15 protein-coding genes and 2 pseudogenes are annotated in these 19,642 nt (G+C 40.2%); 5 read left to right on the top strand and 12 right to left on the bottom strand.

The genetic code is table 11. The features are described from left to right. The first annotated feature begins 241 nt into the window (after positions 1–241). The gene (locus AAEY98_RS18970; RefSeq protein WP_351018841.1) at positions 242–1,030 is read left to right on the top strand and encodes a cytochrome C assembly family protein; all 789 of its coding nucleotides are present in this window, start codon (positions 242–244) and stop codon (positions 1,028–1,030) included. A 1,113-nt stretch (positions 1,031–2,143) separates the two neighbouring features. Here AAEY98_RS18970 and AAEY98_RS18975 read toward each other — a convergent pair. After that, on the bottom strand, positions 2,144–3,268 hold the full coding sequence (locus tag AAEY98_RS18975; protein WP_188927134.1) for an alkene reductase: 1,125 nt from the start codon (positions 3,266–3,268) through the stop codon (positions 2,144–2,146). 22 nt (positions 3,269–3,290) lie between these two features. Continuing rightward, positions 3,291–4,781 carry an aldehyde dehydrogenase family protein gene (locus AAEY98_RS18980; protein WP_351018846.1) on the bottom strand — a complete coding sequence of 497 codons (1,491 nt, stop codon included), beginning with the start codon at positions 4,779–4,781 and terminating at the stop codon, positions 3,291–3,293. A gap of 97 nt (positions 4,782–4,878) precedes the next feature. On the opposite strand from AAEY98_RS18980, the gene AAEY98_RS18985 reads away from it, so the two are divergent. Next, positions 4,879–5,781, top strand: coding sequence for a LysR family transcriptional regulator (locus AAEY98_RS18985; RefSeq protein ID WP_188927132.1), 903 nt, complete (start codon positions 4,879–4,881; stop codon positions 5,779–5,781). A gap of 776 nt (positions 5,782–6,557) precedes the next feature. On the opposite strand, the pseudogene AAEY98_RS18990 reads toward AAEY98_RS18985, so the two are convergent. Continuing rightward, positions 6,558–7,174 (bottom strand): annotated as a pseudogene (locus AAEY98_RS18990) (transposase); the annotation flags it as partial. Positions 7,175–7,487: 313 nt separating this feature from the next. Between AAEY98_RS18990 and AAEY98_RS18995 the strand changes: the two are divergent. Further along, positions 7,488–7,715 carry a hypothetical protein gene (locus AAEY98_RS18995; protein ID WP_351018849.1) on the top strand — a complete coding sequence of 76 codons (228 nt, stop codon included), beginning with the start codon at positions 7,488–7,490 and terminating at the stop codon, positions 7,713–7,715. 379 nt (positions 7,716–8,094) lie between these two features. Next, a pseudogene (locus AAEY98_RS19000) lies at positions 8,095–8,982 on the top strand (ISAs1 family transposase); the annotation flags it as partial. A gap of 116 nt (positions 8,983–9,098) precedes the next feature. On the opposite strand, the gene AAEY98_RS19005 reads toward AAEY98_RS19000, so the two are convergent. From AAEY98_RS19005 to AAEY98_RS19035, 7 genes are all read right to left on the bottom strand, one after another. Next, a complete protein-coding gene (locus AAEY98_RS19005; RefSeq protein WP_351018852.1) occupies positions 9,099–9,488 on the bottom strand; it encodes an H-NS histone family protein in 390 nt (129 codons plus the stop codon). Positions 9,489–9,614: 126 nt separating this feature from the next. Then, positions 9,615–10,673, bottom strand: coding sequence for an FAD:protein FMN transferase (locus tag AAEY98_RS19010; RefSeq protein ID WP_351018855.1), 1,059 nt, complete (start codon positions 10,671–10,673; stop codon positions 9,615–9,617). A gap of 59 nt (positions 10,674–10,732) precedes the next feature. Then, entirely contained in the window at positions 10,733–12,442 is a 1,710-nt protein-coding gene (locus tag AAEY98_RS19015) for a flavocytochrome c (protein ID WP_351018858.1), read from the bottom strand. A 74-nt stretch (positions 12,443–12,516) separates the two neighbouring features. Further along, entirely contained in the window at positions 12,517–13,263 is a 747-nt protein-coding gene (locus AAEY98_RS19020; RefSeq protein WP_351018861.1) for an outer membrane protein OmpK, read from the bottom strand. Between the two features lie 429 nt (positions 13,264–13,692). Further along, on the bottom strand, positions 13,693–14,907 hold the full coding sequence (locus AAEY98_RS19025; RefSeq protein ID WP_351018864.1) for a sensor histidine kinase: 1,215 nt from the start codon (positions 14,905–14,907) through the stop codon (positions 13,693–13,695). Beyond that, positions 14,897–15,571, bottom strand: a complete 675-nt coding sequence (locus tag AAEY98_RS19030) for a response regulator transcription factor (protein WP_351018867.1) — start codon at positions 15,569–15,571, stop codon at positions 14,897–14,899. Before AAEY98_RS19030 ends, AAEY98_RS19025 begins: the two co-directional genes overlap by 11 nt. Before the next feature lie 3 nt (positions 15,572–15,574). Continuing rightward, entirely contained in the window at positions 15,575–16,333 is a 759-nt protein-coding gene (locus AAEY98_RS19035; RefSeq protein ID WP_351018869.1) for a response regulator transcription factor, read from the bottom strand. 989 nt (positions 16,334–17,322) lie between these two features. On the opposite strand from AAEY98_RS19035, the gene AAEY98_RS19040 reads away from it, so the two are divergent. Continuing rightward, positions 17,323–18,003 carry a hypothetical protein gene (locus AAEY98_RS19040; RefSeq protein ID WP_351018873.1) on the top strand — a complete coding sequence of 227 codons (681 nt, stop codon included), beginning with the start codon at positions 17,323–17,325 and terminating at the stop codon, positions 18,001–18,003. A 368-nt stretch (positions 18,004–18,371) separates the two neighbouring features. On the opposite strand, the gene AAEY98_RS19045 is transcribed toward AAEY98_RS19040, so the two are convergent. Further along, complete coding sequence (locus AAEY98_RS19045; RefSeq protein ID WP_351018876.1) at positions 18,372–18,668, bottom strand: putative quinol monooxygenase; 297 nt, start codon at positions 18,666–18,668, stop codon at positions 18,372–18,374. Positions 18,669–18,752: 84 nt separating this feature from the next. Further along, positions 18,753–19,598 (bottom strand): IS3 family transposase, encoded by an 846-nt coding sequence (locus AAEY98_RS19050; RefSeq protein WP_351018879.1) that lies wholly within the window; start codon positions 19,596–19,598, stop codon positions 18,753–18,755. Between the last annotated feature and the right edge of the window lie 44 nt (positions 19,599–19,642).

Raw genomic sequence — 19,642 nt, forward strand, 5'->3', positions numbered from 1 at the left:
GATAACCCCATTTGGGCAAATCTTGCCGGATTATACTTAATATTTTAGTCTTCCTGCTGGATGAGGATCACTATGATGACTCAGCAGTTCTGATTTATAGTGTTGATTAAGCGTTGTAAACTCATCACGGCTACTGTTACTAGGCTAAATTACGCACTATGCTCATATTATTTATGAAAAAACATGTGCCTGCTTCGTTTGTTTGTAGGCAATCACTAAAAACTGGATAGGGTAATTTCTGATGGTAATTTTTTGTTCTTCGGCAATTTTTTTTTACGGCCTTGCGCTTATGTTAGTATCTAGTCGCCTATTGCACCCCGATGGCCCCAACCGTTTAGCAGTGACTATTTCTGCAGCAATTGCTGTCGTATTACATGCGGGTATATTAGGACACTCCATATTTATGGTAGATGGGCAAAATTTCAGCCTTACTAATGTAATTTCGTTGGTGATGTGGATAATTACTTTTACTTTTACTGTGCTTATGTTTCGGCTGAGACTTATGATTGTAGTACCAATAGTTTATGCTTGCTCAGTTATGTCTGTTGCCTTGCTTTGGTTAGTCCCGCCTGCCTACATTACTCACTTTGATTTACACCCTAAAATTTTCGCTCACGTAATTATGTCATTGATAAGCTATAGTACATTATTGATAGCAGCACTATATGCAATCCAATTATCAGCAATTCAGAATAAATTGAAGAATAAAGAGTTTATTCGAAGCCCTATAACACCACCTTTATTAACAGTAGAAAAACAACTCTTTCACTTGGTGATGATAGGAATCGTGCTACTGAGCATATCTATCGCAACTGGATTCATTTTTTTCGAGAACACTTTTGCTGATGGTATCGGTCATAAAGCAGTACTATCGATTTTGGCTTGGCTTGTTTATGCAGCAATGTTATTACAACACTACACTATTGGTTGTAAAATACGCACAGAATTGATTTACACTTTAACAGGGGCTGTGTTATTGACCGTTGCTTATTTTGGTGCTCGCACTGTTAAAGAACTAATCCTCAGTTAATTTAAAATTAGATCTAACCAGCGAAAAAAGCCATATGTATATTATCGATCCTTATGAACCGCATCGGTAAAGATCTATTAATGAATATTAGATAATATCACGCCACAAATTAAAAAATAGGTACTGATTATGCTTATAATATCAACAGCAGTGAAAGCCTACGGAGTCGGGCTAGATCGCGAATATTTTCTATACAGATTTAGTCTGTGTTTAGAACTAAATATGTTCAGTACATTATCACTTCATGAATAGTCAGAAATGATTCAGTATTGAAATTATTCGCAGTGATCAAAAAACGCACACCCATGCGGTACGCTGGCCTACAGGAGATTTCATTGCTAGTTCTACTCAAGATAATAGTTAGGTAACTATATTACCGGATATTATAGTGAAACTAGACTCCATCATAGTGAATTTTACCCCCAAATGAATCAAAGTGGTTATATTGGAAAACTTTGAAACTATACCAATAATTGTTGATCTCTAACTCTTGACTAATCTGGAAGGTTTTTTGTTAAAGGGACGAAGCCTGAACCTCAGTTATTGAGGTGAGCAAACAAAGTCAAATACCAGGAAAGCTTTCAGGGCTGAGCATAAAATTGAAGCAATACAATGAGTCCTAAATAAAAAACACAACGTCGGTGAAGCATCAAAGGCCACGAAAATAGGTAAATCGACCATGGGTAAATGGGTAGATAACTCAACATGAGCAACAAGGTTTAACACCTAGTGCCACAACAATTACAGCAGAGCAAGTTGAAGTTCGTTAGCTTAATAAGCATATCTAGCCGATTTCCAGCCCAATTTCACGAAGGAAAAAAATTCATCGTATCGATAATAGCTCCGCTGAGGCTCATAATATGACCCAACGAGTCACAAAAGAGGCATATAGCTAAGTCGCTATCGTACGAGTAATTTAATGAAGAAACTCAGTTGGTAATCTGTATGCAGCCTAAACATACATATAAGAAAGCGACCAAAAATATATTGCCATATCAAATACACCTAATCACCAACGTGTTCTCAACTCGCGGGGTCAAGTGACTTTAATATAGATAGTATAACTCTTATGCTCTATGAAACCAGCCATCCCTGGCTGATAGTCATTAGCAGTTATTCACAATATTCAGGATAATCGGTATACCCCACCTCTGTTCCCCCATACATTGAGGATGGATCGACCTTATTGAGCAACCAACCATTACGGATACGCTCTGGTAAATCTGGGTTGGCAATGAACGGACGCCCGAAACCGAACATGTCACCGTAGCCGTTTTCCAGAACGCGCAATGCTTTTTCTATCGTATACGCCCCTGCATACAAAATACGTCCAGAGAAATGTTCACGAGCTGCGCGATAAAAATCGTCAGGCAAATCAGGAGCGTTGTCCCAATCAGCCTCAGCTAGCGAAAGATAAGCTATATTTGCATCTTCCAACACCTTAATGGCTTCGACGTATGTATTAAAAGGATCACTTTCCACCAATCCTAGATAAACGCGCTCTTCCTCTGTGCTAGCAAAAAGAGGTGCAAAACGAACCCCTACACGTTGGCTACCAATTACATTAGATACAGCAACGACCACTTCTCTAAGAAATCTCAAGCGATTTTCCAAACTGCCACCATACTCATCCGTACGCTTGTTCGAGTGTTCGGAAATAAACTGGTTAATTAAATAACCATTTGCACAATGCAGTTCAATACCATCAAAACCAGCTTCAATTGCATTGCGAGCAGCCTGCGCATATAAGTTAACCAGTTCTTTTACTTCATTGGTCTCTAACGCTCTGGGTTCACTTGGATCGGCTAGTGCACCTTCCCCAGGCCCAGTTTCAATGAAAACTTTTACCGTATCAGCACGTATTGCAGATGGTGCAACAGGAGCTGACTCATTAGGTTGCAGACTTGTGTGCGAGACACGACCTACATGCCACAATTGAGCAAAGATAATGCTACCCTTGTTATGGACCGCTGACGTTACTAACTTCCACCCTTCAATTTGCTCTTTTGAATAGATACCCGGTGTCCATGCATAGCCTTGTCCTCTAGGCTCAATCTGAGTACCTTCAGTCACCATGAACCCAGCTCCAGTTCTTTGTGTGAAGTACTCCCCCATCAAAGCATTAGGTACATCACCAGGTTGACCGCTTCGTGAGCGAGTCATTGGTGGTAAAAAAATACGGTTAGGTAGTGTGTATGGCCCCAATTGGACGCTCTCAAATAATTTATCTACTATCATGATTATCTATCTCACCTATTAATTAATACATTCCCATTGGTTTCTCATTTAAGCTAATGAGAATATTTTTCTTTTGCGTATAAGCATCCATTATTGACTTATGAGTTTCGCGTCCAATTCCAGACTTTTTGTAACCGCCAAAAGGGGCGTGAGCTGGTAGTTCGTGATAAGTATTTACCCACATTCGCCCCGTTTCAACTCCACGAGCGACACGTAACGCACGATTAATATCTTGGGTCCAAACCCCCCCTGCTAACCCATACTCAGATTCGTTGGCTGCAGAAATAACCTCATCTTCGGTAGAAAACGGAATAACAATTACCACTGGGCCGAAGATTTCTTCTTGAGATACACGCATTGAGTTGTTTGCATCTATAACGATTGTTGGTTCAATAAAGCATCCATTCTCAAGATTCCGGTCTATAATCTGCTTACCACCAGTCAAAATTATGGCGCCTTCTTCTCTAGCTAATTCGATATAGCCGAGAATACGGTCCATTTGTGTTTTGCTAACTTGTGTCCCCATTTGAGTTGCTGGATCCATAGGGTCACCCACTTTCACGGCTTCAAATTTGCTCTTTAGTTCGCCGACAAATCGTTCAAAGATTGTATCCTGAACAAATAAACGGGCACCTGATTCACAGACTTGACCTTGATTTAAAAGGATAGATAGTGCCGCACCATCTAGTGCTCGCTCCCAGTTTGCATCTTCGAATATGATATTGGCTGACTTACCGCCCAGCTCTAGAGTTACCGGAATAAGCTTATTTGCAGCAGCTTTTGCAACGGCATATCCGACATTTGTTGAGCCGGTGAAGGCTAGTTTGTTTATGCCAGGATGATCCAACAAGCTTTGACCAGCATCTTGTCCAGTACCAGTAATAACATTTACTACACCTGCTGGTAGCGTTTGTTCAAAAATCTTACATAGCTCTAAGAGGGTTGAAGATGTCATTTCAGAAGGCTTAATTACTACAGTATTTCCTGCAGCTATTGCTGGTGCTATCTTCCAAGCCGCCATTAAAAGCGGATAGTTCCAAGGAATCACCTGCCCAACAACCCCTAATGGTTCACTTAATACTAGGCTCATTGTTTCATCATTAATCATGACAGCTTCATCGCTATGTGAGCGAATAACACCAGCGAAGTAGCGAAAGTGGTCGATTGCTAATGGAATATCAATAGATGATGTTTCACGAATAGGCTTACCTGTCTCCATAGCTTCTAGACTCGAAAAAAAGTCTTTTTTCTCTTGGATTTTATCCGCAATTTTTAGTAAAATATTTTGTCTTTCGATAGTAGATGTATTCTTCCACTCAAGAAATGCTTTCTGTGCAGCATCGACTGCCTTATCAACATCAACAGAGTTAGCAAGGGTGATTTGTGTAAATACCTTACCTGTCGCAGGATTAATGCTTTCATAAGTATTGCTACTACTGCCATTAACCCACTGCCCACCAATGAACAGCCCATACTCGTCTTGCGGCATATATTTTGTACCTAAGTTATACATATTTGCTCCCTTGTCTGAATACACTGTTTGTGTATTGAGAATATTAAGAAAAGCAGGGTACAATTGGAAACAAAGTCTATTTGTTTAGGTTACAATTATGAATGGTTTAAATCATGTTGATCTCAAGCAGCTTCGTGTACTTGAGAATTTACTTCAAGAGCGAAATCTTTCACGCGTCGCGAGTAAAATGAACCTAACACAGCAAGCTATAAGTGAGCACTTGCGTAAACTCCGCTCTCTTTTTGATGATCGTTTGTTTATTCGACAAGGTAACACTATGGTGCCTACCCCATTAGCTATTGAGCTAGGAGAGAATGTTAGTCATATTTTATTGGACATAGAAAAACTACTCGAACCATCGACATTTAATCCGTTGCGCTATCATGGTGTATTTACAATTAGTGCGACAGATTATGCGATTCAATCAATACTTCCCCAATTTTTACACGCATTACGTAAAGAAGCTCCGAACTTAAAAATCATCATACGAGATTTTGAGTCAAATAATGTTTGTCATCTATTTTCCTCTGGTGAACTGGATCTGGCACTGACATTTCCAGAATTTGCACCTGATTCACTTATGACATCAACATTGTTTATCGAACAGCACATACTCATCGCCGGTATTAATTCCCCCCTTAGGAACCGAATGTTATCAATAGATGAAATAGCTGAACTACCTCAGCTAATTATATCTCCTTCAAGAGCAAACTTGAAAGGTTCCCATGATGATTGGTTCGCGGAGAAAGGGTTAAAAAGAAATATCGTAATGTCTTTACCTAGTTTCTCCGCAGCCCCAGATATTATCTTCGCTACTGATTTAGTAGCCTTTTATCCATCATGGCTACTTCCAAATACAAAAGTAGAGCCATTGGTCACAGATTTTTGTCCTCCTAAATTTGAAGTAGTTGCCGCATGGCATCCTAGAACAAATAATAGTTCTATCCATCAATGGGTAATCGAGAAATTAAAAAATTTAACAAAAGGCATGGATCATTAATCAAGTTGATTACTGTGTATTCCTGGATGATCCGGACACCTTTTGCGGAAACACAACAACTTTACTTATAATGGACCGCTGATAACTAAATGGTTTTATTACTATCCCCCTGCATCAGGATGATTGTCGTCTCAATTAATTTCAATATATTATTATGCCAAGAAACTGAGGAATTAATTAATTCATTTAGGCTCACTTTCACGAAATATCATTAATCAACAAGTGAAACCGTTGCGCGTGGACCAGTCTAGTTCAGAGAGAGTCATTTGATTGGAAACTGCTATTTAGCTTTTCGTTAATATGCTTTGGCTTTCATTTTGACGAATACATCACAACTCATCTTTATTTATTATGGTGTTGCCTTGTTTTTTTTGCAATCACCCCAACGTCAAATATGAGTAATGTTGCTCTTCAACTATTGGCAAGATTTATATGGCTATTTACATTGCACCAGGTAATAAAGTTAATCGAGACGGGGGCTCTTTTCAAGAGTGTAAAATGAATACAACAAATCATACGATCACAACGAAATATGGTCGATACTGTACTATCAGAGACCATGAGATTGCACCTCCGACAAGTACAGCTGGTCGACATTGGTTACAGATTTATAGAACACCAGATAACACAGAATAATATCCGTAACATTATAGTAGAGAGTCCGCTTGACGCGGCCTTTCTTTTTTGAATGAGAAAAAATAAAATCTGCTTGTAGCGGCTATTAACCATAGGTTTTAAAACGATAGTTGTTCCTAATCTGAATGCGCCTTATCCTGGGAGTGTTGAAATGGAACTAAACTAATCCAAGCAGCAAAATTTTGACCATTCTTGATCTGATACGTATCCTACATTCGATAGGCAACAAGCAGCTGTCATTGGCCCTATACTAGGTATTGTTTGTAGTAACTGCATCAATGGTTTTCATTTAGTAATAACTCCAATTTCTTATCTTGTTTATTTTAATGTGTTCAAATACTTGTAGTATTCATGTAATTCCTGCAACTCAACCATCAATGTGAAAAGGATCTGTTCACCTTTATCAGCCAACCATTGGAACGGTTTTTTCATATGAGCATGACCTCTAGGAAAGCTCATACCAAACTCAAGCAACACAGAGCCAATTCTATTCATGTTAGCAGTTCTTTCTTTGATGTAACCTGAACGTATACGGCGAATGACATTGGCAAATTAGCACGGTTTCACTTTTTGGTGATGCAAACCTCATGCTGGACATCATGGACGCTTCAGCAATGGTATCCAGATCAATGAATTCATTTTGTGTGTTTTAACGTAAGGTTATACATAATTAGCAGGGATTAACTTAACTTGATGACCATATGACTCATATTCCAAGCAAGCCACCACAGGTTTCCATTGAGATGATGGTTGGTTCTTTGGTAAAATCAACAACTTGATCATGTAATAATATCAAGTTGTTGATTGATTAACAGTCTGGTAAAAAAGTCGATTTAAACTAAATAAATAGCATTACTTCAGTTCAATAACGAACATGTTTATTCCCTATTCTGTGTTATACATTTTGAGGACAATTCTATTTGTATCACCTAGTTGAACAAATATTAATAATGTACAATGCAGGCTGTTTAAAAATTATTATCATTCAGAGTATTTATATGAAACATTATCAAATGTAGCTCGTTAATATAGTCACCGATCGTGTTTGTGACGTATGTGGGAACAGCGTCATGATTGATTTAGTTGGTCATAAATATGAAGAAGTTGGTGAACTTAAAGCTTCATGGGGATATGGTTCCAAAGAAGATGGCACTACATACCATTTAGATTTATGTGAGGCCTGCTTTAAATTTGCTGTTACCGCTTTAAAAAAGCATAGAGAAGCTGTGATGCTTGATAATTACCTAGATCTTCCTAGAGAGGATTTTGGGATAGATAAATATCATACGCCCAACTAAATAAAACTATTGGGGACGTATGTCTGATCCAGGATTATTTTGCCTAATGCTTGTTATGTGAATTTGAAACCATACTCTTTAATCGAAATATCCTTAATTTAACTTTCACCGATACTTCTTTTTAGATTCGAGTACACTTTTAGCGCTGCACTATAAAATTACCCATGGTCTAAGTCATCAGCATACTCAACAGCCTTTGTAAGATAATTAGCCACAGAAAACAACTTAAAATACAAATAATCATCAACATATGCTTCAAGCTAGGCTTTTACTACGAGTGTCCAGGGCGAGATCTCGAACGTTTTTCAGTCAATTAAATACACTCTTTGACGTTAACATTTAGCTATGACCTTATACTCCCGTTTTTCGGGAGCTCACCATGCATATTGACCACTTCAAAGAGACTTTTCAATCCATAACAGACCAACGCTAAGGGGCTAAAGTGACCTATTGCCTTTTTGAGGTTCTGTTTGGTTCTCTATGTGCTGTTATCGCAGGCGCTAAAGGCTGGTTTGATATTCGAGAATATATACTTGGACATCATGATTGGTTTAAAACAATAACCTATTCGTAAGTGGCATTCCTGCTGATGACACTCTAGCTCGTATCATATCAACTATAGTACCAGAACAATTTCACCTATATTTTATCAACTGGATGTCATCGATACACACGCTTACTGAAGACAAAGTGATTGCTATCGACAGAAAACGCTTCGAGGGTCATACAATCGTCAAGACAGAGCCAGTACCATACACAAGATTAGTGCCTATGTTTCATCAAACAAATTAGTACTTGGCCAACTTAAAACAGAACAAAAAAGCAATGAGATAACTGCCATTCCTGAGTTGATAAAGATGTTAGATATCAAAGGGGCTTTAGTGACTATCGATGCGATGGCTTGTCAAACAAAGATAGCCAAAACTATTGTGGAACAAGGTGGTGATTATCTGCTTGCCGTTAAAAGTAATCAGGGAAAACTACGCGAAGCGATAGTAAAAGCCTTCTCTTTCCAGCGAGCCAACAATACAGATAAATCCGCAATTGGACACGGTCATGGGCGAATAGAGTGTCGTCAGTGCTATGTTATTGACAGTACAAACTTAGCCGGTGACTTTTCAAAGGGGAAAGGGCTAAAAAATATCGTTATGCTTGAAAGTTGTCGCCTTGAAAAAAGAAAACCAATCGAGTTTGAGTACCGTTATTACATCAGCTCTAAAGAGCTAAGTACCAAACAGCTGCGATAGCCGTTCGAGAACGTTGGGGGCACTGAATGCTTGATGTCACAAGTGGCATAGTTAATTTGGCCACCTAGTTGCATGCTCTAGCTAATTTCTGGACAGAACAGACTTTCATCAGTCTGTTCTGTAATGGGCGGGGAATTTAGATCAAGAAGTCTTCGATTGAACGGCCATTTTCAATTTGCAGTTTGAATACAGTTGGCATTCTACCCTGCCCTGTCCAAGTGACAGTTTCGCCCTCAACTACGATTGAATATTTAGCGGGACGTGGTGCTCTTGTGCTTTTTACTTTAGCAGCAACACCACCAAGATCACCAAGTGACAAACCAGCTGACTCAATCATCTTCTGAAGCTCTGCAATTTTCGCGATACGCTCAGCATTTGCTTCAGCTTCAGCACTCGCTTCTTCTTCTCTTTCAGCAACGATCTTGCCTAACTTTTCGTACACATCTTTTAGTTCTGCAACAGATAACTCTTTAACCGAAGCTTTTAAACGACGAGCATGAGTTAAGCTCTCTAAAAATTCAGACATTGTATTTCCCTGATAAGTTTATATGGCAGCAATATAACTGATTTTCAATTTGTAATGAATACACAAAGAGATTCAATTTTAATAATTATTAAAGTGGTCAAATTCCATTGCTTCCAATTATTCCTATTACAGCCCTCGTATAGATAAGTAGGGAGATATGCTCTTGCTAAAATGGGTCTTCAACCCCGTGTTAGTCTGCTCGATAAGCATGACCGACAGCCCGATTTCATTGGCAATATTTATCGACTGTTCTACACTCAAGATCATCATGGCAGTCGCAAAACCATCGGCTACGGCGCACTGCTGGTGAAGCACTGTCGCCGATACCAGACTATTTTCGGCCGGTATCCCGGTTGTTGGATCGATAATGTGACTCAACTGTCTATCACCGCTCTCGATATAATTAACATAGCTACCCGAGGTCGCCATAGACATATCTTTAAGATTGATTAGTTGCTGTATTTCCAGGCTAAGCTTCTCTGGACGAGTAACAGCAACAGTCCAGTCTCTGCCCCTGATACCAACTCCACGAGTCCGCACCTCTCCGCCTATCTCGACCAGATAATTAAGTACACCCGCACCATCGAGAATCTTGGCAACACGATCCACGCCATATCCTTTCGCCACAGCCGAAGCATTTATCTCTAGCCCTCGAATCACTTTCGTAATGGCTTTCGAGCTCAGGGTAAATCCATCCATGCCTGTTTTCGATCGAGCCAACTCCAGCTGACCACGATCTTTATTCTGCAGATCTCTGGCCTTAACACCAAACCCCCAGAACTCAATCACTGGCCCTAATGTCACATCGAGCGCCCCATAGGTTTGCGAAGATATCGTCTTTGAAATCTGTAATACATCCCTTAGACGCTCAGATACCAGAATAGGGTTTCCAGTATCATTTAAATTCAATATAGATATTTCAGAATCTGAACGGTAAACTGACAGAGCGCTATTCACTCGATCCAGTTCCTGCTCAACTAATGCCTTTATCTGCTTTTTCGTCGCTAAATTATTCTGCAGGCGCAACTGTATCGTGTAGGTCGTCCCCATCGTATTACCGGTTATCTGCTCGATATTGATATGCGCCCATGCCCGAGACTGGAACATATATGACACCAATAAGCTCATCGTTAGGAGTTTCACACAAAGTTTCATATTAGCCTTCAAAACATTTCCTATACTCATAATAAAATATTCCGCTCAATAAGTTGAACGGAATACTTATTTTAAGCAGAAGCTATCGATTATTGTGCGGCAGCTTCTTTACCTGCAATACGGCCAAACACGGTAATATCGGTAATGGCATTACCACCCAAGCGGTTGGAACCATGGGTCATACCGGTAACTTCACCAGCTGCGAATAAACCAGCAATAACCTTACCTTGTGTATCTAGTACACGAGTATGGGTATCTGTCATCAAGCCACCCATAGTGTGGTGAACAGAGGGCTTAGCCACCAACATATAGAATGGAGGCTTCATGATAGTTTTTAATCCTCCACGATGATTAAACTCTTTATCATCACCCGCTTTAGCAAACTGATTTACACGTCCAACCTGAGCCATCAGCGCTTTTTCATCAACACCGAACTTTTGAGCCAACTCTTCGATTGAGTCGGCCTTAAACATCATGCCTTTACGGTTAAGCTCGGCGAACTCATCCTTATGCACACCAACAACACCGGCAATATCTTCAATCTCACTGCCCCAAAGTACATAAGTCTGCTGATCGGTCTGGGCCAGAATTGCACGGCTAATAACATCACGGCGTTCCAGCTCTTCGACGAAGCGATGACCTTCCTTATTCACCAGCAAGGCACCGAAGAAGCGTGAGTCGGCGATCAAAGAGATCGCTCCGCTATCGATATGACAAATAGGATAAGTCTGGATAGACTTCATGTTATGTGTTTGAGCGTTAAGCTTCTCGGCCATCACGATACCGTCACCCATAATCCCACGAGCATTAGTTGTACCGTAGCGGCTATCCAGTTCGGGGACATACTTGGTGCGCATCGCAACATTAGCACCGAAACCACCGGTTGCCATGATCACGCCACGCTTGGCGTAGTAAGTAAGTTGCTGTCCATTCTTCTCAGCTTCAACACCGATCACTCGTCCATTTTGATCTTTAATCAGCGCAGTTGCTGTCGTGCGGGTATGGATAGGGATCTGCAGCTCATCAGTTTTTGCCATAAACTTACTGATCCACTCAGCGCCAGTATGGTTACGTGGGATCAGTGCACGCTTAACGCTATGACCACCAAATTGGAATAGCTGATCCTTGTAAAAATCAACCTTAATATAATCCCTTAGCCACTCTGCGGCTGGCAATGCTTGCTCGGCCAAAATCTGTACCATCTCAGGATCACCCAGATAGTCACCGCCCTTTAGGGTATCCTTTACAAACAGGTCGATACTGTCTTCGATGCCCATCTTCTTCTGGACCCAGTTACCCGGCACGTTCATCTGACCACCGGTGATCAAACTGTTACCACCAACCGTTGGCATTTTTTCGATAATCACCACGCTAGCACCAGCATTTTTAGCCGTGATCGCGGCGCTGAAACCAGCACCGCCTGAACCTATGATAACGACATCGAAATTCTGTTCACTGGCAACTAGTTCTGCCGGCTTATCATTACTCTTGACCATACCGGCAACTAAGGTAACGCCAGCTGCGGTAAGAGAGCTCTCAACAGCCTCTTTAAATGCACCACTGGTGATCGTCGCGCCGCTGATGCCATCGACCTCGGTACTGTTATTGGCAATCATTGCATCTTTCATTTCGGTAAATACCGACGCCGCCAATACCTTATTTTCATGCTGTTTCAGGATACTGATATCGACCAACTTGCCATTTTTAGTTTCGGTCTGAACCTGAATTTCTCCATGCTTACCGAATGCAGAACCTTCGCTCTTCGTTAACTGGTCGCTCTCTTTAAGTGAGCAGCCCATGACCAGAGCGACAATTGCACTGGCGATAATTGTTTTTTTAATCACTTTGTTATTCCTATTAGATCAATCCGATATTAGAAGGTAAAACCAACCGCTACGCCATATTCGATGCCATCATTAGGCGCTGATCCCCAGCTATCAAAATGGGTCATGTGCAACTTGGTATAGAATGACTCCGTCATACTTGTCTTTAATGTGGTGATGAGCTGATGTCCGTAGCTGTCATAACCTAAGGTGCTCATATGGTCTTCATCACGGTCGATCTGCCCTTCATAGTTGACAGATAACGAATGCTTAAGCCCCATTGCAGAAAATGGGTAACTGGCATTAATCACCGCGGCATAACCACTAATCCCATCGAAATTTTCCCCGGTTGGATCAAAATGAGCAACAGAGTAGTTCAGACCGATACCGGCATTGATAAAGAGATCGCCATACTTACGGTTAGTGGTCACACCCAGATATAGGTTGTCTTCCATCACTGTACGGTTAGAGACCAAGAAATTCTGTCCCCATAAGTTGTAACTTGTATCAGAGATCTGCTTATCAATAATAAACAGGGACTTTACGGTCAGCTTTCCATCTGCACCGTGTTGAGCTTCTTTCACCTCACCCGGGTTCTCAAGCTTCACATAAGCCAATAGCGTACCCCAATCTGCTTTATTGAAATGTGTCAATTTAACAAAAGGTTGGTCATATGCCCCACCGTTATCCGACTTAGTATCAGAAGTGTGCGCCTTATATCCCAAATCGACTGATGTTGCTGACATTGCAGGCGCTATCACTAAGGCAGCTAATGCTGTGACAATTTGTTTTTTCATCAAAATATTCCTTATTTATAAGATTTCCATATAGGATAAATGAATAATTAATATTCTTTGTGAGCCAGATCGTGTAATAGTTTTAGTTCATATAATGTGTGTGGATTAGAGAAGTAAAAGAGTCAAAAATGCGTATTAAATATAGAATGAAGAGATATAAATAATAACCATGTAAAAATAACGTCAAAATAAAAATATCGAAAACCATAGATTTAGATATTTAAACCATAAATAAAATTAAGTCACTTATTAAATAAGTAACATTTAAATCTAAATATAAGAATAAATATGGAATTAACAGTCAGTGATAAGAATAAACTTTTAGAGAGGTTGTTAAGACAATGAAGTGCGTTTAGAGACTCTCACTTAAATATATAGTGGACACTCCATGCCCACTAGCAAACTGTCATAATCAAGATAAGACTCAGATCAAGTGGGCCGTATGATGAGCGTAGCCCTGAAGGAGTTATGTTCATTACTGGTTGAATAGTGCCAATTGAGCTGTTTTGCTAACCGTTCTACCAACATCAATCCCAGACCAAAGCCGCTGGAGTTATGCAGGGACAAGGGATTAATAATATCGATTCGATTGCCAGCCTGAACAATAGAGATACCTTTAGCGCCATGCTCTAAACTGTTGCGCACCAAGTTGTTCAAAACGATAGTCAGCGGCTCCTTGAGTACGAACAATTCAGTTTCATCGCACTTTAGATCGACCGGGACATCACTCCCTTGAGCGAACTTTTGATCGTAGATGATACTCTCCAACAACTTTGCCAACTTCACATTACTGCTGTCCATCGGGCTACAGTCAGAACTCATTAACCAAAGTAGTGTCTCGGTAATCGATTGCATCTGAGTTGTTGCCTGACTGGCATGTAAGGTAGGGCCTGTGAGTTTCCCTTGTTGCAGGGTCAGAATATCGAATGAAGACTGACATATGGCGATAGGCGTTCTGAGCTCATGGCTTGCAAAGCGCAGGAAAGAGAGCTCCCGCTGTTGTGCCTCTTTGAGCTGTTTGATTGAACTATCCAAGGCATCGACTATCGACTGAAGTTCGGCATAGCATTGTTTAGGAAAACGCAATTGTTGCATATTTTGCCAATCATGCTGCTTTATCGCGCGGCTGATCTGATGAACCGGCGAAATCACGCGGCTCTGTAGATACCAGGCCAGAATAGCGTTTACGGTGAATGTCATGATAACTAGCAGGCAGATAGCAGCCATATTTTTCGGCGCAAATACAAGATCGTGTGTTGCATTATAATGTAGCCAAACATAGCTCTCTTTACCGTTATCTCCCTGATGCAACATCAGGGCATCGATAAACTGCCCATCAGTATGCTGGTGTTTTACATTTTGTGGAGCATCAGGAGCAACGCCTCCATTAATCGCCTTAACCCTATTAGGTACCGACTCCCAACTGGGAAATACTGTGAGATTGTCTGTTTGAAATGTTTTATTTTTGGGAGTGGTATAGAGCTCAGCCGCTTGAGCAGCATTTCTCATGGTAATTTCATGCATGCTGAACATACCTGTACACATCATGCACAAGGGGATAAAACTATTGATGATTAAGGTTATCGCCAGAAAACATAAGCCATACACCTGATAAACACGTTTCAAACTGAGCTTAGGCTTCATCTGTGACTACCTTCAAACATAAGCCTATTCCCCTAATCGTATGGATAAGTTTTTGCTCGAATGGCTTATCGACAATTTTCCGCAGCAGATGAATGTGGCTACGCAAGCTATCGCTATCAGGCAAACTATCGGGCCACAGAATCCGTTCGATCTCCTCCCGCTCGACAGTTTCAGGACTCCGACGGGCCAATAGAGTCAGGATCTGCCATCCAGTGCGAGATAATAACAATAACTGTCCCTTTCTGTGCACATGATGTCTGGCAAAATCAAATTCAAGATCACCGATGGTAAGTATTTTCGGTGACGGACGCCTCTGAGATACGACCCTAAGACGCGCAACTAACTCAGCCATGGCAAAAGGTTTAACCAGATAGTCATCGGCGCCGACCTCAAAACCTGACAACCTATCCTGTAGTGTGCTCCTCGCGGTAAGCATAATGATCGGTGAGATTATGCACTGATCTTTCCACTTTTTACATGCGGTAATACCATCGCCATCTGGCAAGTTCAGATCGAGAATTATCGCGTCGAAAGTTAGACCGAATATGATCTGTTCAGCTTGAGTGAGTGTCTCTGCATAATCACACTCGATCTCATTGAGCTCCAAATAATGAATAATATTCTTGGCCAGCAGGCGATTATCTTCGACGAGGAGAACTAACATGCGCTATATAATTTCCAGTTGATGTGCTATGTGAACTAAATTAGCCCTGTTACTGGCAGACAATTTATTTCTTATGGATTCAAGATGATATTCCACACCGCGAACAGTAATATGAAGCTCCTGTGAGATTTCATGATTATGGAGTCCCGTCGCTGCCATTTTCAGTGCCTTGATTGCCGTTTGGTTAAATAAGTTACATTGCCGAAAAGGGTTTATTTCATTATGAAAATGCTCAAATAGACTCATCTGAGCTTGTTTAAGTGTGATCTCTAAACCAGTAGCATTTATTTCATCGTAGGTGTATTTAGATAGCAGGGTAAACCTACCTGCCCAGGCATCAGATGCAAAGTGTTTTAGCGGCCAACTCAGGACAGTGTTGACGCCATAACGATTAAAGAGTTTTTGAGCTTTATTCGGCTGGCCATTTTCGCACAGAATATAACAATAGGGGGACTCTAGTCGCAAGGCTTCGCCAAAGTTAATGTCCGTAGGCGCGATGCGTGTCACGTATTGCTCATGTAGCTGCTGAACCTTTGGTGATGAAGTTAACACACCACCACAGCCTCTAAGTATCCTCCGGGTCAACAAGCTCTTTCGGCTGTTCTGTAGATAGTCTTGATAGGCACTAATGGCGATTCCCTGAAACCAGAATCCTGCGAAGCCATGCTCAGCGAAAGGAGGCTTCATCCTATTGAGAATACTATCTGCCAGAATCCTACTTTGAGCGGGTTCGCTTTCCGACAATAGTGTTATTTTTTCCATCTTACCGCCATCTAATACGCAACCAGAACTATTCACGATGGCTTTCAGTCCAAAGTTACCTGAAAACAGTGACGAAAACCAAGTTGACTCAATTTAGGGTTACAATTTGTTAAATTTATGGCAATAATCTTACTCAAATAGCGTTAACCGATACAGCTTATTAATGAGGATGTTTTAACTACACAACAAAAACAAAAAATTTAAATTTATGATCTCCTATTTTGACGTAATTTTGACATTCCATACTTTATAATTATATGCAACTATATTTTTAAAATTGGATTGAATACTCGATTCAACATTAAATATATATCCGTGATGATTGCCATCCTTGCGTACTTTTTTACTAAAACCATTCAGATTCGGCATGCTGATATGATTTTCATATTATTGTTGAATACTGCTGATGTCATATCAACAGGCTAGGCCAAATTTATATTTGTAAGTTTATTTTTAGGTTGGCAACATTCACGGCTGGCAGAAAGTAGCGGATATGGATTACACATTTATTTAAAAAAACACCACAACTCGTAATATATTCAAGCTCATTTGGCTAAGCTGGGTGAGATCGCGAACGTTTTACGTACTGGATTAGTATATTTTTAAACTTAATTTGTTCAGTACGCCATCACTTCATGAATAATTTAAAGTGATTTAGTATTTAAATTATTCATTATGAGTAAAAAACGCACACTCTAACGGTCACCCTGTGTGGCTAATGCAGGACAAATTATTTGCTCCGTGATCGTTGTATATCGGGAAAGCATCTTCACTAATCCTTGCATCGAGGATCCGGCGCATTGATTCTATCCCCGCGCGCGCTGACGGCTATTGCTTGTACTGTACTGTGCTCAAGAACTAATATTATATGAAGTGTTATATGCTGCGAGGTAATAATTTAAATCAACATAACCAAAAAATCGATTGATAAATTTTAACTACACTATAGTTATTAGGACAGTTAAAAACAATAATTGAGGAAAACAAGGATGTTGATTATCAAATTTATTTTATTGTGTTCAATCGTATTTGTGTCCACGTTACATGCCGGAGAAACTTGGAAGATAACATCGCTAGAATGGCCTCCTTATGCTGGATCAAAAGTAGAAAATCAGGGACAATCAATTCAAAAATTAAGAAAACTGTTACAAAAGAAAGATATCACTCTTATCGTTGAGTTTTATCCTTGGAAAAGGTCTAAATATTTAGTAGAAACCAATAATGAATATATCGGAATTTTTCCTGCGTGGCCTGAAGATGTATTTGATGGGGCTATAATTTCTCCGGCAGTTGATTGGTCAGAAATAGCCATCTTAAAAATCGCAGACAAAGTCGTTAGTTTTAACAGTATTGATGAGTTATTTGAAAAATATTCAGTCGGAATTGTTAGTACTTACCACTATCCAAAAATTATTGATAACGCGATTAAAAAATATCCTCATAACGTAGAACGTGCGTCGAATGAATTATTGTTGTTAAAAAAACTACTAGCTGGTCGAGGAGATGTAGCGATTACCGATCCGATAGTCATGCGATACTTGTCTTCCAAAATAGAAACTGTGTCTATAATTATGGAAAAAGAATTAGTGCTAGCTTTCAGAGATGATGAAGAGAATAGGCAACGTTTAAAGCTGTTAACAAAACTATTGAAAGAAAATGAAGTGTTTTAAACGTTAATTAGCTAATTCGTACATGCTTTACTTACAAACGCATAATTTTCATTAGAACGATACAGATAGTTCACTCAAAGCGGTAAACAGCGCTTCGTACGACTTACGTCGCACACCCGACTTATGGTTATCAGGAAGAACGTCCTCTTACGATTCAGTGCCCATTCGGTAAAATCCGAATATCGATACATTGTCAAACTTGCTGCTTTATTCAGAGTATTAGAGTCATCTGGTGATACAGATGGTTCACTCTTATCGCGGTGAACTGCACTTCATACAATTTAAGGTCGCACGGACAAAAAAGAGTTAGTAATGTCTTAACAACTGGCGAAAAATAGCCTGCTATTTTTCGCCAGTTGATTAACTTGTTAAATTTCTATTGCTTTGTATATATTTACCTCGATGGATTCAGCAAGATCGCCAACAAATGTTCGTAAGTTTTTCAAGTGAGGTTGTTGCCCATGATATTCGTAAGCTTCTTGGTTTTTATATTTCTCAATCATTGTAAAAATATTTGAATTTTCAGTATCTAAATTGAGATGATAGCTTAAACAGCCTTCTTCATTTCTTGTTGGCTCAAGCATTGCAACTAAGGACTCTTTCAATTTTTCAATGCATTCCTTTTTCGCTACAAATCGAGCTATGCATATGATTTCATTGTTCATTTTTATTCCTGTTTATATATTTAACTGATAATCCTATCAGAAAACCCTCATTTGAAATACAAGTAAAAACGTTAACTGTACTGATCAAGCCAAGCTGGACACTTTTAGTTGAGAATTTTCAAACTCTACCGATGACAGATCACCATTAGCAGAATGAAGTCGCTCCAAGTTGTAATATTTCATGTAAGCAGTCACATCTTGCTTCATAAACTCCCTTGCTGGTTGAGCAACGTTAAAAATCCAATCGTGTTTCAAACTACCAAAGAAACGCTCAACAACGGCATTATCCCAACACGCACCCACATCACCCATACTGGCTCGAATACCATAGATCGATAGCAGCCTGCCGAACTGCTTACTGGTATACTGTGAGCCTCGGTCACTGTGAAATACCAGCCCTCTGGCCGGTTGGCGCAGGTTGTAGGCTTTCATTAATGCCTTGGATATCAAATCTGTAGTCATGCGTTTGTCTATGTGCCACCCAACAATCCGGCGTGAATATAAATCCATTACCACCGCTAAATACATCCAGCCTTCACCTGTCTTTAAATAGGTCACGTCACCCGCCCAAACCTCATTAGCTGATACTGGGTTAAAGTTCATGTTTAACAGGTTATCAGCCACTGCATCTGAGTGTTTGCGCTGTGTAGTCACTTTGTAAGCACGTCGTTGGGTAGCTTTGAGTCGAAGGCGGTGCATAATTTTACGAACGAGATAGCGACCAACCTGGTAGCCTTCCTTGCGCAATTTCTTCACCATTTCACGATTCCCTAAGCTGCCTCGACTTTGCTTAAATAGCTGTCTAACAAGGCGATAAAGCTTCAGTGTTTCAAGGCTTATCACGTTTGCTGGGCGTTTATGCCAATCGTAATAGCCTGACTTACTGACACTCATTACTTGTAATGGTCTAATGAAACTGTAGAGATTTATAGCTTAAAATAAGCAAAATCTTAAAGGTATTTATCATGATTAGA

This window comes from Shewanella sp. AC91-MNA-CIBAN-0169 (genome assembly GCF_040310165.1).
GTDB lineage: Bacteria > Pseudomonadota > Gammaproteobacteria > Enterobacterales > Shewanellaceae > Shewanella.

Coding starts and splice junctions, on each gene's coding strand:
- AAEY98_RS18970 (WP_351018841.1), top strand. CDS start 242: ATGGTAATTTTTTGTTCTTCGGCAATTTTTTTTTACGGCCTTGCGCTT.
- AAEY98_RS18975 (WP_188927134.1), bottom strand. CDS start 3,268: ATGATAGTAGATAAATTATTTGAGAGCGTCCAATTGGGGCCATACACA.
- AAEY98_RS18980 (WP_351018846.1), bottom strand. CDS start 4,781: ATGTATAACTTAGGTACAAAATATATGCCGCAAGACGAGTATGGGCTG.
- AAEY98_RS18985 (WP_188927132.1), top strand. CDS start 4,879: ATGAATGGTTTAAATCATGTTGATCTCAAGCAGCTTCGTGTACTTGAG.
- AAEY98_RS18995 (WP_351018849.1), top strand. CDS start 7,488: ATGATTGATTTAGTTGGTCATAAATATGAAGAAGTTGGTGAACTTAAA.
- AAEY98_RS19005 (WP_351018852.1), bottom strand. CDS start 9,488: ATGTCTGAATTTTTAGAGAGCTTAACTCATGCTCGTCGTTTAAAAGCT.
- AAEY98_RS19010 (WP_351018855.1), bottom strand. CDS start 10,673: ATGAGTATAGGAAATGTTTTGAAGGCTAATATGAAACTTTGTGTGAAA.
- AAEY98_RS19015 (WP_351018858.1), bottom strand. CDS start 12,442: ATGGGCTGCTCACTTAAAGAGAGCGACCAGTTAACGAAGAGCGAAGGT.
- AAEY98_RS19020 (WP_351018861.1), bottom strand. CDS start 13,263: ATGAAAAAACAAATTGTCACAGCATTAGCTGCCTTAGTGATAGCGCCT.
- AAEY98_RS19025 (WP_351018864.1), bottom strand. CDS start 14,907: ATGAAGCCTAAGCTCAGTTTGAAACGTGTTTATCAGGTGTATGGCTTA.
- AAEY98_RS19030 (WP_351018867.1), bottom strand. CDS start 15,571: ATGTTAGTTCTCCTCGTCGAAGATAATCGCCTGCTGGCCAAGAATATT.
- AAEY98_RS19035 (WP_351018869.1), bottom strand. CDS start 16,333: ATGGAAAAAATAACACTATTGTCGGAAAGCGAACCCGCTCAAAGTAGG.
- AAEY98_RS19040 (WP_351018873.1), top strand. CDS start 17,323: ATGTTGATTATCAAATTTATTTTATTGTGTTCAATCGTATTTGTGTCC.
- AAEY98_RS19045 (WP_351018876.1), bottom strand. CDS start 18,668: ATGAACAATGAAATCATATGCATAGCTCGATTTGTAGCGAAAAAGGAA.